Source organism: Clostridium sediminicola, assembly GCF_050402865.1.
Classification (GTDB): Bacteria; Bacillota; Clostridia; order Clostridiales; family Clostridiaceae; genus Clostridium_AF; species Clostridium_AF sediminicola.
In genome coordinates this window covers 94,833-116,018 of the sequence record NZ_BAABMF010000002.1, presented here as the reverse complement: position 1 = coordinate 116,018, position 21,186 = coordinate 94,833, and the positions used below count along the sequence as shown (strand labels likewise).

Genomic DNA, 21,186 nt, shown 5'->3' with positions numbered 1-21,186 from the left:
AGTTAGTAAATTATAAGTATAAAAATTAATAATATATACTTTTGGTAATAAAATAAGGGAGGAACACCGATGAAAAACGTACTAATAAAGCAGTTATATAGAGAAACGGAAGGTTTTTTTGGTAATGAAGTTAAAATTTCAGGTTGGATAAGAACTTTGAGAGCTTCAAATAAATTTGGATTTATTGAAATAAATGACGGAAGTTTTTTCAAAAATGTTCAAATTGTATTCGATGCAGAATTAGATAACTTCAAAGAAATCTCTAAATTTCCTATAAGTTCAAGTGTTGAAATAGAAGGACAATTTGTAAAAACTGAAGGAGGTAAACAGCCTTTTGAAATACATGCTAAAAAGGTTACTCTTATCGGAAAATCAGACTCTTCTTATCCACTTCAAAAGAAAAGACATTCTTTAGAGTATCTTAGAGAAATTGCTCATTTAAGACCTAGAAGTAATACTTTTTCTGCTGTGTTTAGAGTAAGATCTGTAGCAGCCTATGCAATTCATAAGTTTTTCCAAGAGCAGGATTTTGTTTATGTAAACACACCAATAATCACAGGAAGTGATTGTGAAGGTGCAGGAGAAATGTTTAGAGTAACAACATTAGATTTAAAGGATGTTCCAAAAACTGAGGAAGGTAAAGTTGATACTAAGGAAGACTTCTTTGGTAAAGAAACAAACTTGACTGTTAGCGGACAATTAAATGCTGAAATTTTTGCTTTATCTCATAGAAATGTATATACATTTGGACCAACTTTTAGAGCAGAAAATTCTAACACTCCAAGACATGCAGCTGAATTCTGGATGATAGAACCTGAAATGGCTTTTGCTGAGTTAACTGACTATCTTGATAATGCTGAAGCTATGATTAAATTTGTTATTCAATATGTATTAGATAATGCTCCAGAAGAAATGGAATTCTTTAATAGATTTATTGCTAAAGGATTATTTGATAGATTAAATAATGTGTTGAGTTCTGATTTTGGAAGAGTTACTTACACAGAAGCGGTAGAAATATTAGAAAAATCAGGAGAAAAGTTTGAATTCCCTGTTAAATGGGGAGTAGATCTTCAAACAGAGCATGAAAGATATTTAACTGAAAAAGTTTATGGAAAACCTGTATTTGTAACAGATTATCCAAAAGAAATAAAAGCATTCTATATGAGAATGAATGAAGATGGAAAAACTGTAGCAGCTTCTGACCTTTTAGTTCCAGGAGTAGGAGAACTTATTGGTGGAAGCCAAAGGGAAGAAAGATTAGATGTTCTAGAGCAAAAGATAATCGATAATGGTTTAAATAAGGATGACTATTGGTGGTATCTAGAGCTTAGAAAATTTGGCGAAACTAAGCATTCAGGTTATGGTCTTGGATTTGAAAGACTTATTATGTATTTAACTGGTATGAGTAATATTAGAGACGTAATACCATTCCCAAGAACACCTGGTAATTCAGAATTTTAAATATAAATTAATAAATAGTTAAGTGTAAAACCCAAAGGATTAAGTAGAAACTTGATCTTTTGGGTTTTTGATATTATTTTTCATATAAAGAATAAAGTCTTTCATATAGCTCTGGATTTTTCTTTTTCAAGTTTATTATTTTGAATTTTTCATTTACGAAAGCATGCTTAGTAGAACCTTTAGCTAAAATTTTATTGTCTGATTCTCTAACTACATTATAATTAAAAATCAATTTTGCACCGTTCATTTCTTCTATCCATGTTTCGATTATAAGTTCATCTTCGTATTTAGCACCTTCAATATGTTTACACCCAGTTTCTAAAACAGGTAGTAATACATTTTCTTTTTCCATATCCCTATAGCTCATACCACATTTTAGTATAAATTCTGTTCTTCCAACTTCATACCATGCGTAGTAATTTGAATGGTGTACGATTGCCATTTGATCCGTTTCAACGTAGCGAACCTTTATTTTAGTTTTGTTTATGTACATGTTTCTTATCCTCCCTTATATCCCTCAGAGCTAGTGTTTAAGCCGTTTATTAAATATAGACTTGAATCAACTTATCTATTTAATGGAATATTAATCGATTTTGCCACCGGTTTGCCACCGCAATTTTAATTGGGTGGCAAAACTATAATTTTGAATTTATCATCTCTAATTTTAACACACTATCTTCCTTCATGTTAGTAGTTACATGTGAATAAATATCCATAGTTGTAGAAGATTCACTATGACCTAATCGCTCTTGAATTTCTTTCATAGGCACATCCGCTTCTAATAACATAGTGGCATGAGTATGGCGTAATGCATGGAAAGTGAAATCTATATTCAGTTTTTTATTTACGATTCTACTTAGGCGATTTAAATCATTTTTGGTTATAAATTGACCGTTTTCTTTCGTGCATACAAACTCTGATGTAATATAATCAGAGCCATATTTTACTTTGTTAATACGCTGCATTTGTTTATGTTCTTTTAGAACTCTAACTAAGGTATCACCTAAATAGATTTCTCTATATGAGCTTTTGGTTTTAGGTGAACTAAAGGTCCATTTCTTATCTTTATAAATAAGAGTTTTTTCAACATAAATAATACCGTTTCTTAAGTCTACACAATCCCAAGTTAAACCGCATACCTCTGCAGAGCTAATACCAGTATGAAAAGCAATTTGCAAGGGGATATAATAACCATGACCTTTAGGAAATCTACCTAGTATCTTTTTATAATCATCTTGACTAATTGTATTACTTTGATTATGAATTTATCCTCTCTAATTTTAAAATACTATCTTCTTTCATTATTAAATACGTATATCCCAATGCATATTTGTGAAAGAGTCTTTTTCTTTATGAATTATTTCAACATTAATGCCATTTTGGTATAAAGGGTATTGAATTTTTTCATGAAATAGATTCCAAACACTACAATTTGAAACCCTACCATAAGAACCGAAATTACCACATAACCTGTTGATAAAATCCGTATCCTCTTCATACCACTCAGTTATGTTTTCATCAAATCCCCCAATCTTTTCAAAATATACCCTAGGAATCATAAAAAGAGAACCCAAGGGACTTGATTCTTTTTTGTACGCAGTAAACAAACTTTCATATAAATTTAAGTTTGGCGAAAGATTATGAAGTTTATAACTATCATGCTTACTTATATTAATAAAGTTGCTAAAAGGAATGACGAAGGGATATTTTTTTAATAATTTTAGGCCTAGATCTATACAAGTCATATTAATAGCTATGTTGGGATCAGCAATAATAAATAAATCACCGGTGGCTTTATTAGCACCTTCATTTATGCTTAATGATTTACTGTAATTATTATTGGCACAATTGCCAATGCATATTTCTGAATTGGGCATTAAAGTCTGATATCTTTTTTTTATCCAGGACCAATTCCTATCGTCATAAATATGACCAGGTTTATAGTTTATCAAAAGAGAAATGTTTTTATACTTATCTAAACTAGTCATGAAAAACCTCCGTTTTATTATTAATTTTATTATATTCTCAATTGTGGAAAAGATGAATACAATAAATAATGATATAAATATTTTGTTTATGGAGGAAGTTTATGAAGGCTTTTCATAGCAATTGGACTAAACCGTTTTTTGTGAATCACCCTAATGATGATTATTTTATAGAAGATTTTGATTTACTTGTAGGAATATTGTCCGCATTAAAATGGAAAGAAAAAAATGGTTCTATAAAGATGTATACGGATGACCTGGGTGGTGATTATTACTATAAATTAGGGCTGACAGATATATATGATTTAGGAGTAGAAATTTCATTAGAAAAAATTGTACCAAAATCATTAAACCCTTATATATTTTGGGCAGGAGGCAAATTATATGCGCTGAGAGAAGAAGATACACCAAGCCTTATGCTAGACCTTGATTTTATAATTTGGGAATCAATATCAGATGAGGTTGCAAACCAAGACGTATGTATTGCCCATAGGGAGCTTTTAGAGGGTATCACTTATCCTAATTATGAAAAATTTAAAGGTTTATATCCTTATGATTACGATGATGATTGGGATTGGAAAGAGAATCCATGTAATACGGCTTTGGCCTATTTTGCTGATAAAGAATTAAAAGACTATTTTGTAAGAGAATCTATTAAGTTTATGAATCAAGATTTTAGGCTATATAAAAATCATTGGGATAGGGTAATTGCAATGGTATTTGCTGAACAAAGACTACTTGCTATGTGTGCCAAGAAAAAAGGAATAAAGATTGGGAACTTCATATCTAATAATATGGATAAGAATAATTATTGCAAGTACACTCATATTTGGGGATATAAAAATAAACTATTACAGTCAGAGCATAAACGCGAAGAGTTTTGTAAAGATTGTGTTAATGTAATACTAAGAGATTTTCCGAGTATGTATGATATCCTTTGTAACATTAGTTCTATACAGAAATATTTAATATAAATGGTGATGTGTAACAATTATTTGTAAGGATAATATAATATAGGTGGAAGGGATTTTTTTTGTTTTTGTAAGTATAATTAAAACCTGTTTTATAAATAAATATTGAGGTGATAGAATGAAAAAAAAATGTTATCCTCTGGCTTGGGGGTATAACTATTATAGTCAGTTAGGGTATCCTACACTTAAAAGTACATTTATACAAGTAAGTAGTATAAGTGATGTTATACAGGTTGCAGGAGGTAACGAGCATAGTTTAGCACTGAAGTCAGATGGAACACCGTTGGCGTGGGGAGATAATTCTTATGGTCAAATAGGGGATGGTACAAATGAAAGTCGTAATTTACCTGTAAAAGTGCTAAATATTCAGGATATAATAGGAATCGCATGTGGACTCAATCATAGTTTAGTCGTTAGGGATGATGGAAAAGTATTTGCATGGGGTAGAAATCATAGGGGTCAACTAGGTAATAATACAACAATTAATGAAAATGAACCAATTGAAGTAACTAATATAGATGATGTAATAGAAGTAGCAGGAGGAACCGAACACAGTTTAGCTTTGAAATCAGATGGAACCGTATGGGCTTGGGGAGCGAATTATTACGGTGAATTGGGTAATGGTGGAAGTGGTGATTCCCGTGTGGCTATTCAAAGCAATATAACGGATGTGGTAGCAATTGCAGCAGGTCACCGGGTTAGTTTGGCTTTAAAATCAGATGGAACCGTATGGGCCTGGGGAGCGAATTATTACGGACAATTAGGAGATGGCAGCACAACAACTAGAAGAAATCCAGTTCAAGTAAATACAATCAATAACATTGTGGCAATTGCTGCAGGAACTTTCCACAGTATGGCTATTGATGATAATGGAAGCGTTTGGACTTGGGGATATAATACTAGTGGTCAGTTAGGAAACGGAACAACAGAATATAGGGAATTAAACCCAGTAATGGTTAGTGATATAACAAATATAGGTGCAATATCGGGTGGTGGAGACTTTAGTATGGCCTTAAGGTTAGATGGAAAAGTATTTACTTGGGGTCAAAGTAGTTATGGTCAATTAGGTAATGGTCTTACTGTAAATAGTAATTTACCTGTGGAAGTAACCAACTTAGAAGATGTTAAAGGAATTGGTAGTGGAACAAATCATAGTTTAGCTATTAAATCAGATGGAACCCTATGGGCATGGGGACGCAACAATAAAGGACAATTGGGCAATGGACAATTTGGTGACTATAGTTCCATACCTGTCAAAGTAAATGGACTATGTGAAATTAAAGCTATAGCCTGTGGAGAAAATCATAATTTAGCTCTCAAATCAGATAAAATGGTTAGAACTTGGGGCAGAAATACTCAAGGTCAACTAGGCAATGGAGCCTTTGGGGATAATTCTGAAGTACCTGTATGTGTGGATAATTTATACGATGTAGAGGCCATAGCAGGAGGAAGTCAGCACAGCATAGCTCTAAAATGCAATGGAGTAGTATGGGGTTGGGGTAACAACTCTAATGGACAGTTAGGAGATGGGACCACAATAAATAGGGCAAAAGCAAGACGTGTTATTGGATTATCCAATGTGAAAAAGATTGCAAGTGGTTCTGATCATAATTTAGCCCTAAGAGATGATGGAACTGTATGGTCTTGGGGATATAACGCATTTGGGCAGTTAGGAGACAATACCACAGTAGACAAAGTAACGCCTGTGATGGTAGATAATTTAAAAGATATAGTTGAAATTGCATGTGGAGATAATCATAGCATGGCTATTAAAAGCGATGGAACTTTGTGGACTTGGGGAGAAAACTCTCGGGGACAATTAGGGAATAATGTATTTGGAGGCATAAGTAAAATACCAACTCAAGTAGTAAATATAACAGATGTAAAGCTCATATCAGGGGGAGGACAACACAGTCTAGCAGTTACAGAAGATGGTATTGCGTGGACCTGGGGAGATAATTCAATGGGACAACTGGGTGATGGAAGCTTTGTAGATAGTAGCGTTCCCGTAGAAGTAAGCGATATTAGTAACGTAGTTCAGATAGCTGCTGGAGAAAATCATAGTTTGGCCCTTGTTGAAGATTATTGTGATGTATTTGCCTGGGGAGATAATAGATTTGGTCAGCTAGGAAATGGAACTTTAGATAATAGTAATATTCCAGTAAAAGTAAGTAGCATACCAGATATAACAGCCATATGTGCAGGGCGATTTCACAGTTTAGCCCTAAAGTGTAGTTGTTGTTCCTATACTAAACCATGTATTCCTATAAGAAAAAGAGAGGTAAAATCTTGTAGTCCTATAAGAGAAAAAGAAGAAAAACATTGTATTCCTATAATTAGAAAATAATATAAAAAGGAGATTTTGAATATCTCCTTTTTTGCATATGCAAGTTTCCTAAATAATAGATCAGATAATTCAAGTATATTTATAGAGGGGAAACAAAATAAATTTTTAACAACTGGTTATATACTTTAATATAATGAATATGATATTAGAATCTATAAATAATGTCTGGAGGCGATTAGCTTGATATATTTAGATAATGCGGCAACAACCTTTCCTAAGCCAATAAAGGTATATGATGAAATCTCAAATTGTATGAAAAATTATGCTGCTAATCCAGGGAGGAGTTCTCACGAAATGGCTCTTAAGGCTGATTCTAAAATTTTAGAAACTAGAGAAATTATAAGCCAGTTTTTCAATATTCCTAATCCCTTAAACGTTGTTTTCACAAAAAACGCAACTGAATCTTTGAACATTGCAATAAAAGGGATATTGAATAAAGGGGATCATGTTATAAGCACCAAAATAGAGCATAATTCAGTATTGAGACCATTAAACACCCTTAGTAAAAAAGGGGTAGAGTTAACTCTAGTAAATGTAGATTTGAATGGTTATGTTAATATAAAAGAAATCGAAAATAATATAAAAAAGAATACAAGACTAATTATAATAAATCACGCTTCAAATGTTTTAGGAACTATACAGAATTTAAAAAAAATCGGTGAATTAGCTAAAAAAAATGGAATATTGCTTATGGTTGATGCTTCTCAAAGTGCAGGAGTTGTTCCAATAGATGTAATTCAAGATAACGTTGATATTATGGCTTTTCCAGGACATAAAGCGTTATTTGGTCCACAGGGAATAGGTGGGTTATATATTAGGGACAAGATACCAGTTCATAGTCTAAATGAAGGTGGCACTGGAAGTATATCCGATTCAATTAATCAACCTGATTTTATGCCAGATAGATTAGAAAGTGGTACTTTGAATACCCCTGGAATTGTTGGTTTAGGTGAAGGAATAAAGTTTATAAAAAAAATAGGAATAGATAATATCAGAAATCATGAAAATAAATTAATCGATTATTTAGATATGGAATTAAGCAAATTATCTTATATAAAGATTTATGGATGTCACCTTAGTAGAAATAGAACTGCTGTATTGTCATTTAATGTAGATAATATTGATGGTTCAGATGTTGGATATCTTTTGAATTGTAATGGGATTGCAGTAAGAACAGGGTATCATTGTGCGCCTTTGATTCATGATATTATAGGTACGAAATATAAAGGAACAGTAAGAGTAAGTCCAGGATATTTCAATACTTTTAATGAAATCGAAAAATTAATTGATGTAATTAAAACTACTAGTTCGCATTAAAGAATAAACCTGTATAGTATATTAACAATCTACTATACAGGTTTATTAAAATTATTTTGGGAATAGTTTCCGAAAAATTGAAGAGTTTGCAGTAGATAATTCTATCTTTAATTCTGATAATTGTATTTCTAGATTTGATATTTCATCGTTTAATGAAATGATTTTTTCTTCATTTGCTAAAAGTTCCTTTTCTAACTCAGTTATTTTATCATTTTTTAATAAAAGTAAATCTTGAAGTTTATTGAAATTTTCGGAATAGGATTCTTTTGCAATTTTCAAACTCTCAAGTTCCTTCTTTAATTTTGAAAATCTGGTATTAAGAGATTGATATTTCTTTTTATCTTCTTTTAAAGTATATTTCAATTGTATTATCAATTGATCTTTTGAATAAAGTTGCCTTTTATAGTAGTGTATATTATTTATCATATTTAAAGCTTGATTGTTTATTTCACTTTGTATTTTTTTAGAATGCATATTAGTATTATTATTAATGAGATTAATAAAAGAATCAATCTCCATATCGCTTGAAAAATAAAGTTCATTCATTATAGTAGAACATTTCTCTTCTTGGACATTTACTTGATAATTTGTTTTTATCAAACGATTAGAGAGTATATTATTAAACTTTGGAGGGTTATAAAATGTATTGCCACTATCAATAGAATATGTTTCAAATTTGGTGTTATTTATAATCCAAGAAAGTGAAAGTTTTCTGTTTAATTGATTTAAAATACAATACTCGATGTCTTTATGTGAGTATATTTTATTATATTTATATGAATTTTTATTACCATGAGAATGAATTAAATTATTTCGGTCTTTTTTTGTTTTTATATATAAAGCATGAATTTGGTTATCTAGACTTAAAAGAGAAAAATCTCTATAGGGTGAAGAATTTTGATCTAGAATGTTAAAATCTGACCACGATTTTTTAGTCTTATCAAATGATTTATAACCAATTATATAATTTTGATTATATAATTTTTCATAGGCAATAAATAGTTCACTTTCAGTAAAATGAATCTTGAATTTGTTACTTGAAAGGCTATCTAATTGGATAGGTGCAAAAGTATTGAATTCTAAGTTAACTTCTTGGTGTAATAAATTAATAGAAATATTATTTTTGTTTGTTATACTATAGAAGATATTAAGCTTATTATTGAAATAAATTCCTTTATAATAAACTTCGAAGCTTTTTTGATTTTTGTTCTCTAGTAGCTTTACACAATTCCATTGAGAATCTTCTAGTATATTTATCATCATATCACCTGAATCGTTTTGATATAGAATATATACTTTATCATCAGGTAATAACACTACAGAGAAATTTTTTCTACAATTTTCAATAACATGAAAGAGTTTAGATTTATCTTCATCATTTGTTATTTTGCAGAGAATTTCATTATTATTATTGTAACTAAAAAATAAAATAGTATTGTTTGATAGTTTTAAAATATAATTAGATTGAATTTCCACTATTTAAATCCTTTCAAAAATATTCTTATAAAATAAATATGATACATATTACAAGATAATACATTAATAAATAAATAAGGAAATTATCGCACAAAAAAAAATATTCGACATATAATAACAGTGATAGATAGTCTATCGTAAAATATTACAATGTATAGTTGTTTGGAGGTATAAAAATGAATAATCAGTCAGTTAATTGTTTTCCAACTGATGAAGAAATAACAGATTCAACTTTATTAGCTTTTAAAGTTTTTGGACAATGCTATCAACAGGAATGTCTAAAACCTACAGAAGATTCTATGGAGCTTGATGAGAACAGCACGCCTATAGATGCACCAAAATTGGGAGAAGATTTTTCCATTGAAATACCTGGAACAGATACAACTGACGCAATCACAGTAAACCCAAATGAGTTTATTAATGTTACGGATTTAATCGATGGGTCCAATGTAATTGATGGAACTTTTAAAATATGTAGTATAGATATTCTGAGTATAAGTAAAAGTATGATAAAATTAGAAAATGGTTATTGGGACATTAAAATTAGATATATTTTCACTTATAATCTTGAATTATTAGACGAAAATGGAAATGTAGTTAATGTTATCAATTTAGATACAGGTGAAGAAATTGGAACTTTTGGAGCATATTCTGTGTATAACAAGATAGTAACACTATTTGGTGGTAGATTTGAAAGTGAAAATTGTGATGTTGTTGTAACAACCACTTTATTGCAACCACAATCTCTTTATACTAAAGAGAGTCCTCAAGCATTAATTGAAGCAAAAGCAATTAACTATCAACCATATATTGCTGAAATAGATGGATCAAGAAAGGTAACTATAGTAATAGGATTATTCACTATAAATAAATTATTTAGAATTGTTTCAATGATAGTTGAAGGTAGAGATAGTGAAGTTCCAGAATGTGAAGAAATAAGACCATATGACCCATGTACAGCATTTAAAGAGATGGATTTTCCGTTCGATTGTTTTAATCCATCAGATGTATAATAAATTATAAGAGTACTTTTTTACAAAATTAAACGAGTAGGTGAAAGAATGACACAATGTGATGAAAGATATAAATTACAATTAGTAACTCAAGTTCCGGAATTAAACAATTGTTATTTATGTAAAACTGTAAATGGAATTGAAGGTGAAAATGTAGTATTTGACGGAAATGTTATATTTAACAATAGTGATATTAAAGGTAGTGTGGTATCTTATGTTGATACTACTGGAGTTATTACTTTTAATGAAGATGGAAGATATTTGGTAGAGTATTATGTGATTTCACTTATTGAGAATGATGGAATCGTTACTAATATGTATTTCGTAGTAAAGATTAATGGTACAAGTGAGCCTAAATCTTTGTATGGCGGAGTCTTAGGAGACATTGTTAACGCGAAGGTTACTAGTGGCCAATTTATTTATACTGCTACAGCAGGGGATACAATGGAATTAGTAAACAGAACAGGTACTGAAGGGAGTTCAATAATTATTCCACAAGTTACCGATAGCAAAGATATTGGGATAAGTGCATCAATAGTAATTACTAAATTGAACAACTAGTATTTATAAAAGTGCCAAAACTTACAACTTAAGTTTTGGTGCTTGCTACTCGTGTATAATTTACTTTAGAAATTTTTTACGAAGGGATGATACATTGGATAAAGCAGAATACTATATTTTGATTTTCAATTCTTCTAGTCATAGAGAAATTTTATTCAAAATATTAGTACAGAATAATATTAAAGGAGTAAAGATGGCAACACCATGTACTATTGCAAAGGGGTGTTATAAATCTATTAAAATTGAAGAGAAAGATTTTGAACAGGTACTAAAAATTATTAATGAAAGAAAATTAAATATTAGAGAAATATATATGAGGGTGTTGATTAAAAAATCTTTTTTCTACAAAAAAGTAAAAAGATAATACGACTAGAAGGAGTATTATCTTTTTTTTAATAATTTATGAAAATCAAAAATAATCTTATCTTTTTCATTGATATCTTTTAATAATACATCAATTTTTTTATTTGCAAGAGTTATATACTCATCTTTAACTTTTTTTATATTACTTATTTTATTGTCATAAGTAAGTAAACTTGATTTATACTCTTGGGTTTTTTGAAATAGCAATTTTCTATTGCGTTTGGATTCTTTTTTAAGACTTAGTACTATTTCATCAAGATTATAAATTTTATTTTCAAGTTGAACAATTTTAGAGGATAAAATATTGTTATTATCTTTAAAATTATTATTAGTATTGTTTAGAGAAGTAAATATACTAGAGGACCATTGAGATTCTATTTTATTTAAATTCCTATAATTAATTGACAAGTGCCAAGTGTCATGAATTTTTTTGTTATAAATAATAACACCTATATTATTAGGTGCAACAAAAAAATTCAAGTGTTGTGTTTCAGGAAGAATAATAGTTTCATTTGATTTTATTAATTTATTGTTATCTTGATAATAATTGTTTAATATATATTTGCCATGTAGATAATCCTCACAATAAAACAGATACATATTTTTCTCGTAGTAATCAGTAAAATACGAATGTGTACAGTTTGAAGAATTTGTTTCAAATACTTCTTGATATACACAGGTATTATTGACAAAATTACTATAATAAAGGATTGCATTAAACTTATATAAATTTTCGGTTTTATAGAATATATGTACATTTTCCTTAATTATTTTTATGTATAAAGAATTTATGCTGTGTTTTCTTTTAAAAATACAATTCATTCCTTTATCTAAAGAATAGGTAAAGTACTTTAGCATTTTTGAAGCACTATAATATATAATGTGAAAGTTATCGTATAAATCTATATCTACAGAAAAATTAATTATTTTATCTTCTTTTATCAACTGTTTTATTTCAGAATCTGCGCCTAATTTACTTATAAATAAGTAATGGTAATTCAAATATATGATGTAATTTACTCCTTCGGATGTTTTGAAATTATAGGTTTTATTATTTTGATTCACAATGGCCTCCAAATAAATGTAATACAATATAAATTTATGATTTTATAAATTTATTTATGCAATGAAATTAGAAAACAAATAGAAACTTGAATTATATTAGCTTTTTATTAGTTTATAAAAATATAATTTCATAAATTCTTAACTTGGTGGATATGAGTCAGTCCCTGTAATGAGAACGATATTATGTTTGCTTAAGTATTTATTAGCTATTAGCATTTACTCTGGCCTGGATGGTAATATTTTTGGATAAAACTAGCTACATATTGCAATGATATCATAAGACCTGTAATATTTAAATTATTAAAAAAATTAGTAATTTAGAAATTATAACAAATTTAATTACAGTAATAGGAGTGAAAGTAAAAATGCACTATACAGGTCCCGTATATAGACATCCTCTTGAAGCAAATACTTTGTTACTTCAGGTTACATCAGGATGCTCACACAATAAATGTACATTTTGTACAATGTATAAAGATGTACCATTTAAGGTAGATTCACTTGAACAGATTGAAAGTGATCTAATTGAAGCAAGGCAAAACTTTAGACATCTTAACAGAATTTTCTTGGAAAATGCTGATCCATTTGTTTTGAGTGCAGAAAAACTTAAAAGGATTGGAAAATTAATTGTAAAATATTTTCCTGAAATGGAAACAATATCGACTTACGCATCTATAAGCAATTTGAAAAACAAATCAGTTGAAGACCTTAGAGAACTAAAAGAATTAAGATTTAATGACCTTTATGTAGGTGTTGAATCAGGATATGATGATGCACTTCGGTTTATGAATAAAGGATATTCAGCCAAAGATGCTTATGAGCAGTTAAAAAAACTAAATGTGGTAGGAATAGATTTTATGGCTTTACTGATTCTTGGAGTTGGGGGTAAGGGGAGTTCTACTATCAACACAATAGAGACTGCTAAATTGATGAATGCTACAAATCCTAAAATGATATCGGTAATTCCGATTAGTATTTTCCCTGGAAGCAAATTAGAAGAAAAATATAAAGCAGGGGAATTTGTTTTACCTACTGAACTAGAGGTTATAGAAGAAGAAAAGGTGCTTATAGAGTTACTAGATGTTAAAAATAGTTACTTTTATGGACTACATTCAAATAATTTAGTTAGAGTTAGTGGGATGCTTCCTAATGATAAAGAGAAAATGCTTGAAATAATAGATGAATCAATGCTTTTACTAGATGATGAAGAGTTGAATAGTAAAATTTATAGAATAGGGTTATAATCTAGTAAGATAAACAGTGTATAATCTAAAAGGAGCTTGCTCAAATTTGAGTAGGCTCCTTTTATAACCTAAATTATGTAAAAAATATTAGGTAAATTAAATTTAAAGTGATAAAATAGATATACAATGTAAAATATATAGGAACGGTGATAAATATGAGCTTAAGATTTATATTTGGAAGAGCTGGATTTGGTAAAAGTTCTTATGCAATGAAAGCTATAGAAAAGAACTTAAATAAAGGTAAAAACCTATATTTACTTGTTCCAGATCAATTTTCTTATACCGCGGAAAAAATTTTAGTTAGAAAAATAAAGGGAACAGGAATAGTGAATGCGGATGTTCTTACTTTTAAACGAATAGCAAGAAAGGTTTTTAGTGAAGTTGGGGGAAATTCGAAAAAATATATGGGTAGTGTTGGTAAGAACATGCTTATTTATACTATAATGAATAGTCTAAAAGATGAGTTTACTGTTTTCGAATTGGCAGCAAAGCAAAGAGGGTTTGTGGATTCAGTATCTACTATGATATCTGAATTTAAAAGCTATAATATAACTCCAGAGGAATTAGAAGTCTCCCTTACCAATTTCGGTGATGGAGATTTATTAAAGGAAAAGCTAACTGATATAGCTAAAATTTATAGAGCTTTTGAGGAAAAACTTCATACTAACTACATAGATGATGATGACGAGCTTACTATATTAAATAATAAAATTGATGAGTCAACTGTTTTTGATGGAGCAGAAATATGGATTGATGAATTTAATTCTTTTACTCCACAGCAATACCTTATTGTGGAGAAAATTATGAAGAAAGCATCTAGAGTGAATGTGTGTTTAGTAGGAGATTATTATAGAGAACTAAACAATGATATTCTTTTTGATGTAACAACTAACACTTATGATAAATTAATTAAAATTGCTATGGAAAATAATATTGCAATTGATAAACCTGTTATTCTGAAAGGGTATGATGGTAGATTCAAAGCAAATAAAGAAATTAAGTTTTTAGAAGAGAACTATTTTAGATATCCATGTGAAACTTATTGTGATATTAATGAAAATATTAGTTTACTAAGGGCTAATAATCCTTATGAAGAAGTAGAGGAAACTGCAAAGAACATTGTGAGACTATGTAGAGATAAAGGATTACGGTACAGAGATATTGTTGTAGTTTCAAGAGATTTAGGTGTTTATGAAAAAATAGTAAAGGCTATTTTTGATTCTTATGAGGTACCTACATTTATTGATAAGAAAAAAGAGATAGATGAAAATCCTCTTATAATTTTAATAACCTCAGTAATTGAGATTTTCAATAGAAACTGGTCTTATGAAACAGTTTTTAGATACCTTAAATCTGGACTTGTTGGATTAGATATAGAAGAAGTAGATATTCTCGAAAATTATGTGTTGGCATCTGGCGTAAAGGGAAAAAGGAAATGGAATGAAAACTGGGATTATATTGTTAATTATAGCTTTGTAAATGATGATATATCTGAAGATGAACTTATAAATTTACGAAATACTAATGATATTAGAAGAAAGGTAGTAGAGCCTTTAATGTCCTTACATGGAGAAATTAAAGGACGACATACAGCTTCAGAATTATGTTTTTCTCTGTTTAATTTCTTATGTGATTTAGGGATTAATGAAACAATTGAGAACTGGGTTGAAGATTTTAGGATACAGGGTAGTGAAGAATTAGCAGTTGAATATAGTGAAATTTGGAATATGGTGATGGAGTTATTTGATGAAACAGTGGAAGTATTTAAGGATGAGAAGATAAATTTAAAGGATTTTGTTAATATCCTTAATATTGGGTTCGAAAAAAAGAAAATGGGACTTATTCCACCAGCATTAGATGTAGTAACAGTTGGCAGTATTGACAGAATTAGAACCCATAATATAAAAGGTCTTTTTATTTTAGGGGTCAATGATGGTATTTTCCCAGCTGTGCTAAAAGAAGAAGGTGTATTCACTGATGGTGATAGAGGTAGACTCAGAGAAGTAGATGTTAATCTGGCAGAAGATTCGAAAACAAAAACTTTCCAAGAACAGTTTTTAATATACACAACACTATGTCTTCCTTCAGCATATTTGAAGTTAAGCTATTCTATTGCAGATTTCGAAGGAAAAGCTCAAAGAGCTTCTGTTATAATAAGCAGAATCAAAAAGCTTTTTCCTAAAATAGAGGAAAAGGGATCGATTAGTGACAATGATAAATCCAAAGATGATTTTATAGAAGATATAAGTATGCCATTGCCAACATTTAATAATTTAGTTAAACATATCTCTTGCAAAAATAAAAAAGCTATAAATAACACAGCTTGGGAACAGGTTCATAACTGGTATTGTGGTGATGAAAACTGGAAGAACAAATGTGAAATTATATTAGATGCAGAGGCATATACTAATCAAGTTGAACTTATTGACAAAGAAAAAGTGAAAAAACTTTATGGTAAGAAATTGAACTTAAGTGTATCTAGACTAGAAAAATATACAGAATGTCCTTTTGCATATTTTGTTCAATATGGGTTAGGGGCAAAGGAAAGAAAAATATTTAAATTAACTCCTCCAGATTTAGGGAGTTTTATGCATGGAGTTATTGATGAATTTTCTATTTTAGTTAAGGAATCTAATCAAGAGTGGAGTGAACTTAGCGAGGACTGGTGCGAAGAAAAGGTTGATTTAATCGTTCAAAGAAAAATGAATGAAACATCTGGAACGATTTTTAATAGTTCTGCAAGGTATAGATACTTTACTGAAAGATTGAAAAGAGTTCTAATAAAAACTGTCTTGATAATTGTTGAGCATATGAGCAGAAGTGATTTTGAACCGGTTGGCTATGAGGTTAAATTTGGGGATAAAGGAGATTATCCTGCCATAGAGGTAGAATTAGAAGATGGAGAAAAAGTATATCTAAGAGGAAGAATTGATAGAGTTGATAAACTTACTTTGGAAGACGAGGATTACTTTAGAATTATTGATTACAAATCAGGAAATAAAAATTTTAGTCTGAATGATGTTTACTATGGGCTACAGATTCAACTCCTTGTATATTTAGATGCAATTCTTTCAAGTGAAGATAAAATTAAAGAACATCAATCTAAACCAGCAGGCGTGTTTTATTTTAAAATAGATGACCCTATTATTAAAGGTAATAAAGCTATGAGTGAAGACAAAATAAAAGAAGCAATTCTTAAGGAACTAAAAATGAAGGGACTGTTATTAGAAGATCCTAAAATAGTTATGGAAATGGATAAAAAAATTCAGGGATACTCTCTGATTATTCCAGCGAGCATAAAAAAGGATGGTAACTTAGGTAAGTCGTCATCTTTAGCAACTGATGAAGGTTTTAATAATCTTCGAAGATTTGTTAAAAAGAGTTTAGCTAATACTTGTGAGAAGATGCTTAGAGGTAACATAAAAATCGAACCTTATAAAAATAATGAAACAGATGCTTGTAACTATTGTATGTATTCTGCTGTTTGTAAATTCGATACTTCTTTAGAGGAGAATAATTATAAAGTTTTAAAAAAGCGAAATAATGATGAAATCTGGAGCCTTATTAATGATGGAGGTGAGAAGTAATGGCGAAGTTATCATGGACAGAAGATCAACAAGCGGCCATTGATACACATAGTTGTAATCTATTGGTTGCAGCGGCAGCAGGTTCAGGGAAAACAGCTGTTCTAGTTGAGAGGATAATAAAAAGAGTTACAGATATTAAAAATCCTTTGGATATAGATAGGCTTCTTATCGTAACTTTTACAAAAGCAACTGCATCAGAAATGAAAGAAAGAATTACAAAAGCAATTAATGATAGGCTTGATAAGAATCCTAATTCGAAAATACTACAGAGACAACTTACATTGATAAATAGAGCTAGTATAACAACTTTGCATTCCTTTTGTTTAGAAGTTATTAGGAATAATTTTCACAACATAGATATAGATCCTAATTTTAGAATTGGTGATGGAACGGAGACACTTTTGTTGAAGACAGAAGTTATTGAAGAATTATTCGAAGAGCTTTATCAAGAGGAAAATAGAAAGAAAGAATTTGAAAAGTTATTAGATTGTTATTCGGGAAATAAGGATGATGTAAGGTTACAAGAGATGGTTATGAATTTGTATAACTTTGCTATGAGCTCTCCTTACCCAACTAAGAAATTAAATGACATGGCTGAAGCTTTTAATGTTGGAGAAAATTTTGAATTTTCAAAAACAGAGTGGGCTAAAGTTATTTTACAGCACGTTATTATAGAAATTTTCGGATTAGAAAAGATTATGTTAAAAGCCTTAAAAACTGTAGAAGATAGTGATGAACTTTTAAATTATGCTGAAAACTTTAGAGATGATTTGGCAATTTTACAGGATGTTAAGTTAGCTGCAAAAAATTCTTGGGAAGCGTTATTTGTAAGCTTGGAAGATGCAAAATTCGGAAAATTAAAAACCTGTAGAGGTGTAGAAGATAAATCAACTCAAAAGAAAGTAAAGGAGAGTAGAGATAAGGTAAAAAAACAATTAGAAAAAATAAAAGAGGATATTAGACCCTATAGTTCTCATCAAACTATGGAAGATTTGAAATCTTTGTATCCTGTAATGAGGGAATTATCAGACCTAGTAATTAGTTTCATCGAAAGATATGGTGAAAAGAAAAAAGAGAAAGGTATAATAGATTTTAATGATTTTGAACATTTTGCTCTTAAAATTTTAGCTCATTTAGATAGAAAAGGTAACGTGATACCTACTAAAGCAGCTTTAAATTTAAGAGATAAATACGATGAAATATTAGTAGATGAATATCAGGATAGTAACGATGTTCAGGAAACAATAATTAATACAATATCAAAAAAAGATAAAATCACTGGATTTGCCAACAATGTGTTTATGGTTGGAGATGTAAAGCAGAGTATATATAGATTCAGGCAGGCTAAGCCAGAGTTATTCCTTCAAAAATATCATGCTTATGTACATCAAAAGAGTGGAAACAATAATGAAGAATATGAAAATTTTCCACAGCGAAAAATCACTTTGTATAAAAATTTTAGAAGTAGAAAAGAAATTATTAATGGAGTTAATTTTATTTTTAAAGGAATAATGTCTAAAAATGTTGGGGAATTAAATTATGACGATAATGAAGCTTTAAACTTTGGTGCTCATTATGAAGAGAATAAGGATGACAAGGTAATAGTAGGTGGAAATATAGAGCTTCACTTAATAAATGGAGAAGGTAAGGATATTGAGTGTGAATTAGAAGAAGCGGATAACGTTCAACTGGATGAAGAGATTTTAACAAAAATTCAGGTAGAGGCTAGGTTTACAGCTAATAGAATCAAAGAACTCATTAATGAGAAAGATGGAAAAACCTTTAAAGTATTTGATAATAAATTAGGAGAATATAGAAAACTTCAGTTTAAAGATATAGTTATTCTCTTAAGAACAACTTCTAAGTGGTCAGAAATTTTTTCAGAGGAGTTAAAAAGAGCAGGAATTGGTAGTTATTCTGATGTTGGAACAGGATATTTCAAAACAGTTGAAATAAATACTATCCTTTCTTTACTTCAAATCATAGATAATCCTAGACAGGATATTCCACTTATTGCTGTACTAAGATCGCCTATTGCATCATTTACTGAAGAAGAATTAATAGATATTAGGAGATTTGGTAAGGATATAGATTTTTATAATGCGATGAGAATGCTAGTTGACTCTAAAGAAACTGACGAAAATGATGTAACTATTAGCATTAAGAGAAAGTGCTATAATTTTCTTGATAAGTTAAAAAAGTGGAGAAAAATATCTATTCATATGCCTATAGATGAATTTATATGGAAACTTTATATGGAGACAGGGTACTTTGGATTTGTAAGCGCTATGAGTGGTGGAGAGCAGAGACAGGCTAATTTGAAAATACTATTTCAAAGGGCAAAACAATTTCAACAAACTAGTTACAAAGGATTATTTAATTTTATTACATTTATTAATAAGTTAAAAATAAGTAGTGGAGATATGGGAAGCGCAAAAATTTTAGGCGAAAATGATAATGTTGTTAGAATTATGAGTATTCATAAAAGTAAAGGGTTAGAATTTCCAGTAGTTTTTTTGGCTGGAATGGGTAAACAGTTTAATTTACAAGATTTAAATAAAAAGATTTTATTTCATGAAAACCTTGGATATGGACCAGATTTTGTGGATTTAGATAGAAGAATATCTTATCCAACGGTATTGAAGCAGGCTATAAAAAAGGTGATAAAAGTTGAAAGTCTTTCAGAGGAAATGAGAGTATTATATGTTGCACTTACTAGGGCAAAAGAAAAGTTAATAATGTCTGGAGTAGTAAATGATATAGATAAAAAAGTTCAAAAATGGGAACTAGCAGCAGAAGCTGATGGAGAAAAATTATCAGAATATGATATGGTTAATGCAAAAACATATCTGGATTGGGTAATACCATCTATTTTAAGACATAAGGATAGACAATTATTTTGTGAAGATTTAGAAATTGGAATGACATCTAGAAATTTAATTGAGGACAAATCGAAATGGGAAATTAAACTTTGGGATAAAAATGATATAATAGTAAATAATACAGAAATACAAAATAGAATAGATGAGGAAAAATTAGAGAAAATTGCTAAAGATGAAAGAGATATTAGATTGGAAAGTGAAATAGATAGAAGACTATCATGGAAGTACAATTATAGTAAAGCAACTTCAATGTCTACTAGATTTACTGTTACAGAGTTAAAGAAGATGCAGTATGTAGATACAGAGAGTGACCATTCTACCAATATATTTACTCACTCTATGATTGAAAAGCCATCATTTATGGAGAGTTCAGATAAAATAGGAGCTTCTGAAAAAGGTACTTTAGTACACTTTGTAATGCAAAAGATAGATATAACTAGAGTATCCTCTATTGAGGAGATAAGGGAACAAATAAATGAATTGGTAAATAAAGAATTCATTAGTGATGATGAAGCGCAAATTATAAATCCATATAAGATATTAAACTTTTTCAAATCTGATGTTGGTGTTAGAATGCTAAAAGCTGACTTAGTTAAAAGTGAAGTTCCTTTTCTTATTGAGATGAAGAGTACTGAGATATACAAAGAGTTACATGAAGAAGAATATGGTGATGAGTATATCTTATTACAAGGAATTATTGATCTTTTTTTCCAAGAAGGAGAAGAATTTGTTCTTGTAGACTATAAGACGGATTTTGTTAATGACAATAATCTTAAAGAAATTAAGGAAAGATATTCTATTCAACTAGATTACTATGCTAGTGCAATTGAGAAAATTACTGGAAGAAAGGTAAAAGAAAAATATTTATACTTGTTTGGAATAGATAGAGAAGTTTTAATACAATAAATTGGAGG

15 protein-coding genes are annotated in these 21,186 nt (G+C 29.6%); 10 read left to right on the top strand and 5 right to left on the bottom strand.

Translation table 11 applies throughout. The features are described 5' to 3' along the window. Window positions 1-69: 69 nt before the first annotated feature. Window positions 70-1,461: an asparagine--tRNA ligase gene (gene asnS / locus ACQ3F0_RS04280; RefSeq protein ID WP_428863837.1), complete on the top strand. Its 1,392-nt coding sequence runs from the start codon at window positions 70-72 to the stop codon at window positions 1,459-1,461. Between the two features lie 73 nt (window positions 1,462-1,534). On the opposite strand, the gene ACQ3F0_RS04275 is transcribed toward asnS, so the two are convergent. From ACQ3F0_RS04275 to ACQ3F0_RS04265, 3 genes are all read right to left on the bottom strand, one after another. Further along, the gene (locus tag ACQ3F0_RS04275; RefSeq protein WP_428863836.1) at window positions 1,535-1,954 is read right to left on the bottom strand and encodes an acyl-CoA thioesterase; all 420 of its coding nucleotides are present in this window, start codon (window positions 1,952-1,954) and stop codon (window positions 1,535-1,537) included. Between the two features lie 142 nt (window positions 1,955-2,096). Further along, the gene (locus ACQ3F0_RS04270; RefSeq protein ID WP_428864368.1) at window positions 2,097-2,705 is read right to left on the bottom strand and encodes a site-specific integrase; all 609 of its coding nucleotides are present in this window, start codon (window positions 2,703-2,705) and stop codon (window positions 2,097-2,099) included. A 60-nt stretch (window positions 2,706-2,765) separates the two neighbouring features. After that, window positions 2,766-3,449 carry a galactosyltransferase-related protein gene (locus ACQ3F0_RS04265; RefSeq protein WP_428863834.1) on the bottom strand — a complete coding sequence of 228 codons (684 nt, stop codon included), beginning with the start codon at window positions 3,447-3,449 and terminating at the stop codon, window positions 2,766-2,768. 101 nt (window positions 3,450-3,550) lie between these two features. On the opposite strand from ACQ3F0_RS04265, the gene ACQ3F0_RS04260 reads away from it, so the two are divergent. The 3 genes from ACQ3F0_RS04260 to ACQ3F0_RS04250 all read left to right on the top strand — a co-directional run bounded on the left by ACQ3F0_RS04260 (window position 3,551) and on the right by ACQ3F0_RS04250 (window position 8,081). Beyond that, window positions 3,551-4,420 carry a DUF6734 family protein gene (locus tag ACQ3F0_RS04260; protein WP_428863832.1) on the top strand — a complete coding sequence of 290 codons (870 nt, stop codon included), beginning with the start codon at window positions 3,551-3,553 and terminating at the stop codon, window positions 4,418-4,420. 115 nt (window positions 4,421-4,535) lie between these two features. Next, window positions 4,536-6,764 (top strand): RCC1-like domain-containing protein, encoded by a 2,229-nt coding sequence (locus tag ACQ3F0_RS04255; RefSeq protein WP_428863830.1) that lies wholly within the window; start codon window positions 4,536-4,538, stop codon window positions 6,762-6,764. 180 nt (window positions 6,765-6,944) lie between these two features. Then, window positions 6,945-8,081 carry an aminotransferase class V-fold PLP-dependent enzyme gene (locus ACQ3F0_RS04250; protein WP_428863828.1) on the top strand — a complete coding sequence of 379 codons (1,137 nt, stop codon included), beginning with the start codon at window positions 6,945-6,947 and terminating at the stop codon, window positions 8,079-8,081. A 51-nt stretch (window positions 8,082-8,132) separates the two neighbouring features. Here ACQ3F0_RS04250 and ACQ3F0_RS04245 read toward each other — a convergent pair whose 3' ends face one another. Continuing rightward, window positions 8,133-9,557, bottom strand: coding sequence for a hypothetical protein (locus ACQ3F0_RS04245; protein ID WP_428863827.1), 1,425 nt, complete (start codon window positions 9,555-9,557; stop codon window positions 8,133-8,135). A gap of 176 nt (window positions 9,558-9,733) precedes the next feature. On the opposite strand from ACQ3F0_RS04245, the gene ACQ3F0_RS04240 reads away from it, so the two are divergent. From ACQ3F0_RS04240 to ACQ3F0_RS04230, 3 genes are all read left to right on the top strand, one after another. After that, window positions 9,734-10,570 (top strand): hypothetical protein, encoded by an 837-nt coding sequence (locus ACQ3F0_RS04240; protein ID WP_428863825.1) that lies wholly within the window; start codon window positions 9,734-9,736, stop codon window positions 10,568-10,570. A gap of 48 nt (window positions 10,571-10,618) precedes the next feature. Then, the gene (locus ACQ3F0_RS04235) at window positions 10,619-11,131 is read left to right on the top strand and encodes a hypothetical protein (RefSeq protein ID WP_428863824.1); all 513 of its coding nucleotides are present in this window, start codon (window positions 10,619-10,621) and stop codon (window positions 11,129-11,131) included. 94 nt (window positions 11,132-11,225) lie between these two features. After that, the gene (locus ACQ3F0_RS04230; protein ID WP_428863822.1) at window positions 11,226-11,495 is read left to right on the top strand and encodes a putative Se/S carrier-like protein; all 270 of its coding nucleotides are present in this window, start codon (window positions 11,226-11,228) and stop codon (window positions 11,493-11,495) included. A gap of 17 nt (window positions 11,496-11,512) precedes the next feature. Here ACQ3F0_RS04230 and ACQ3F0_RS04225 read toward each other — a convergent pair whose 3' ends face one another. Beyond that, window positions 11,513-12,559 carry a hypothetical protein gene (locus tag ACQ3F0_RS04225; protein ID WP_428863821.1) on the bottom strand — a complete coding sequence of 349 codons (1,047 nt, stop codon included), beginning with the start codon at window positions 12,557-12,559 and terminating at the stop codon, window positions 11,513-11,515. Between the two features lie 365 nt (window positions 12,560-12,924). Between ACQ3F0_RS04225 and ACQ3F0_RS04220 the strand changes: the two genes are divergently transcribed. The 3 genes from ACQ3F0_RS04220 to addA all read left to right on the top strand — a co-directional run bounded on the left by ACQ3F0_RS04220 (window position 12,925) and on the right by addA (window position 21,178). After that, on the top strand, window positions 12,925-13,803 hold the full coding sequence (locus ACQ3F0_RS04220) for a radical SAM protein (RefSeq protein WP_428863820.1): 879 nt from the start codon (window positions 12,925-12,927) through the stop codon (window positions 13,801-13,803). A 155-nt stretch (window positions 13,804-13,958) separates the two neighbouring features. Beyond that, a complete protein-coding gene (addB, locus tag ACQ3F0_RS04215; protein WP_428863819.1) occupies window positions 13,959-17,390 on the top strand; it encodes a helicase-exonuclease AddAB subunit AddB in 3,432 nt (1,143 codons plus the stop codon). Then, window positions 17,390-21,178, top strand: a complete 3,789-nt coding sequence (addA, locus tag ACQ3F0_RS04210) for a helicase-exonuclease AddAB subunit AddA (RefSeq protein WP_428863817.1) — start codon at window positions 17,390-17,392, stop codon at window positions 21,176-21,178. The genes addB and addA overlap by 1 nt, the downstream gene beginning before the upstream one ends. Window positions 21,179-21,186 lie beyond the last annotated feature (8 nt).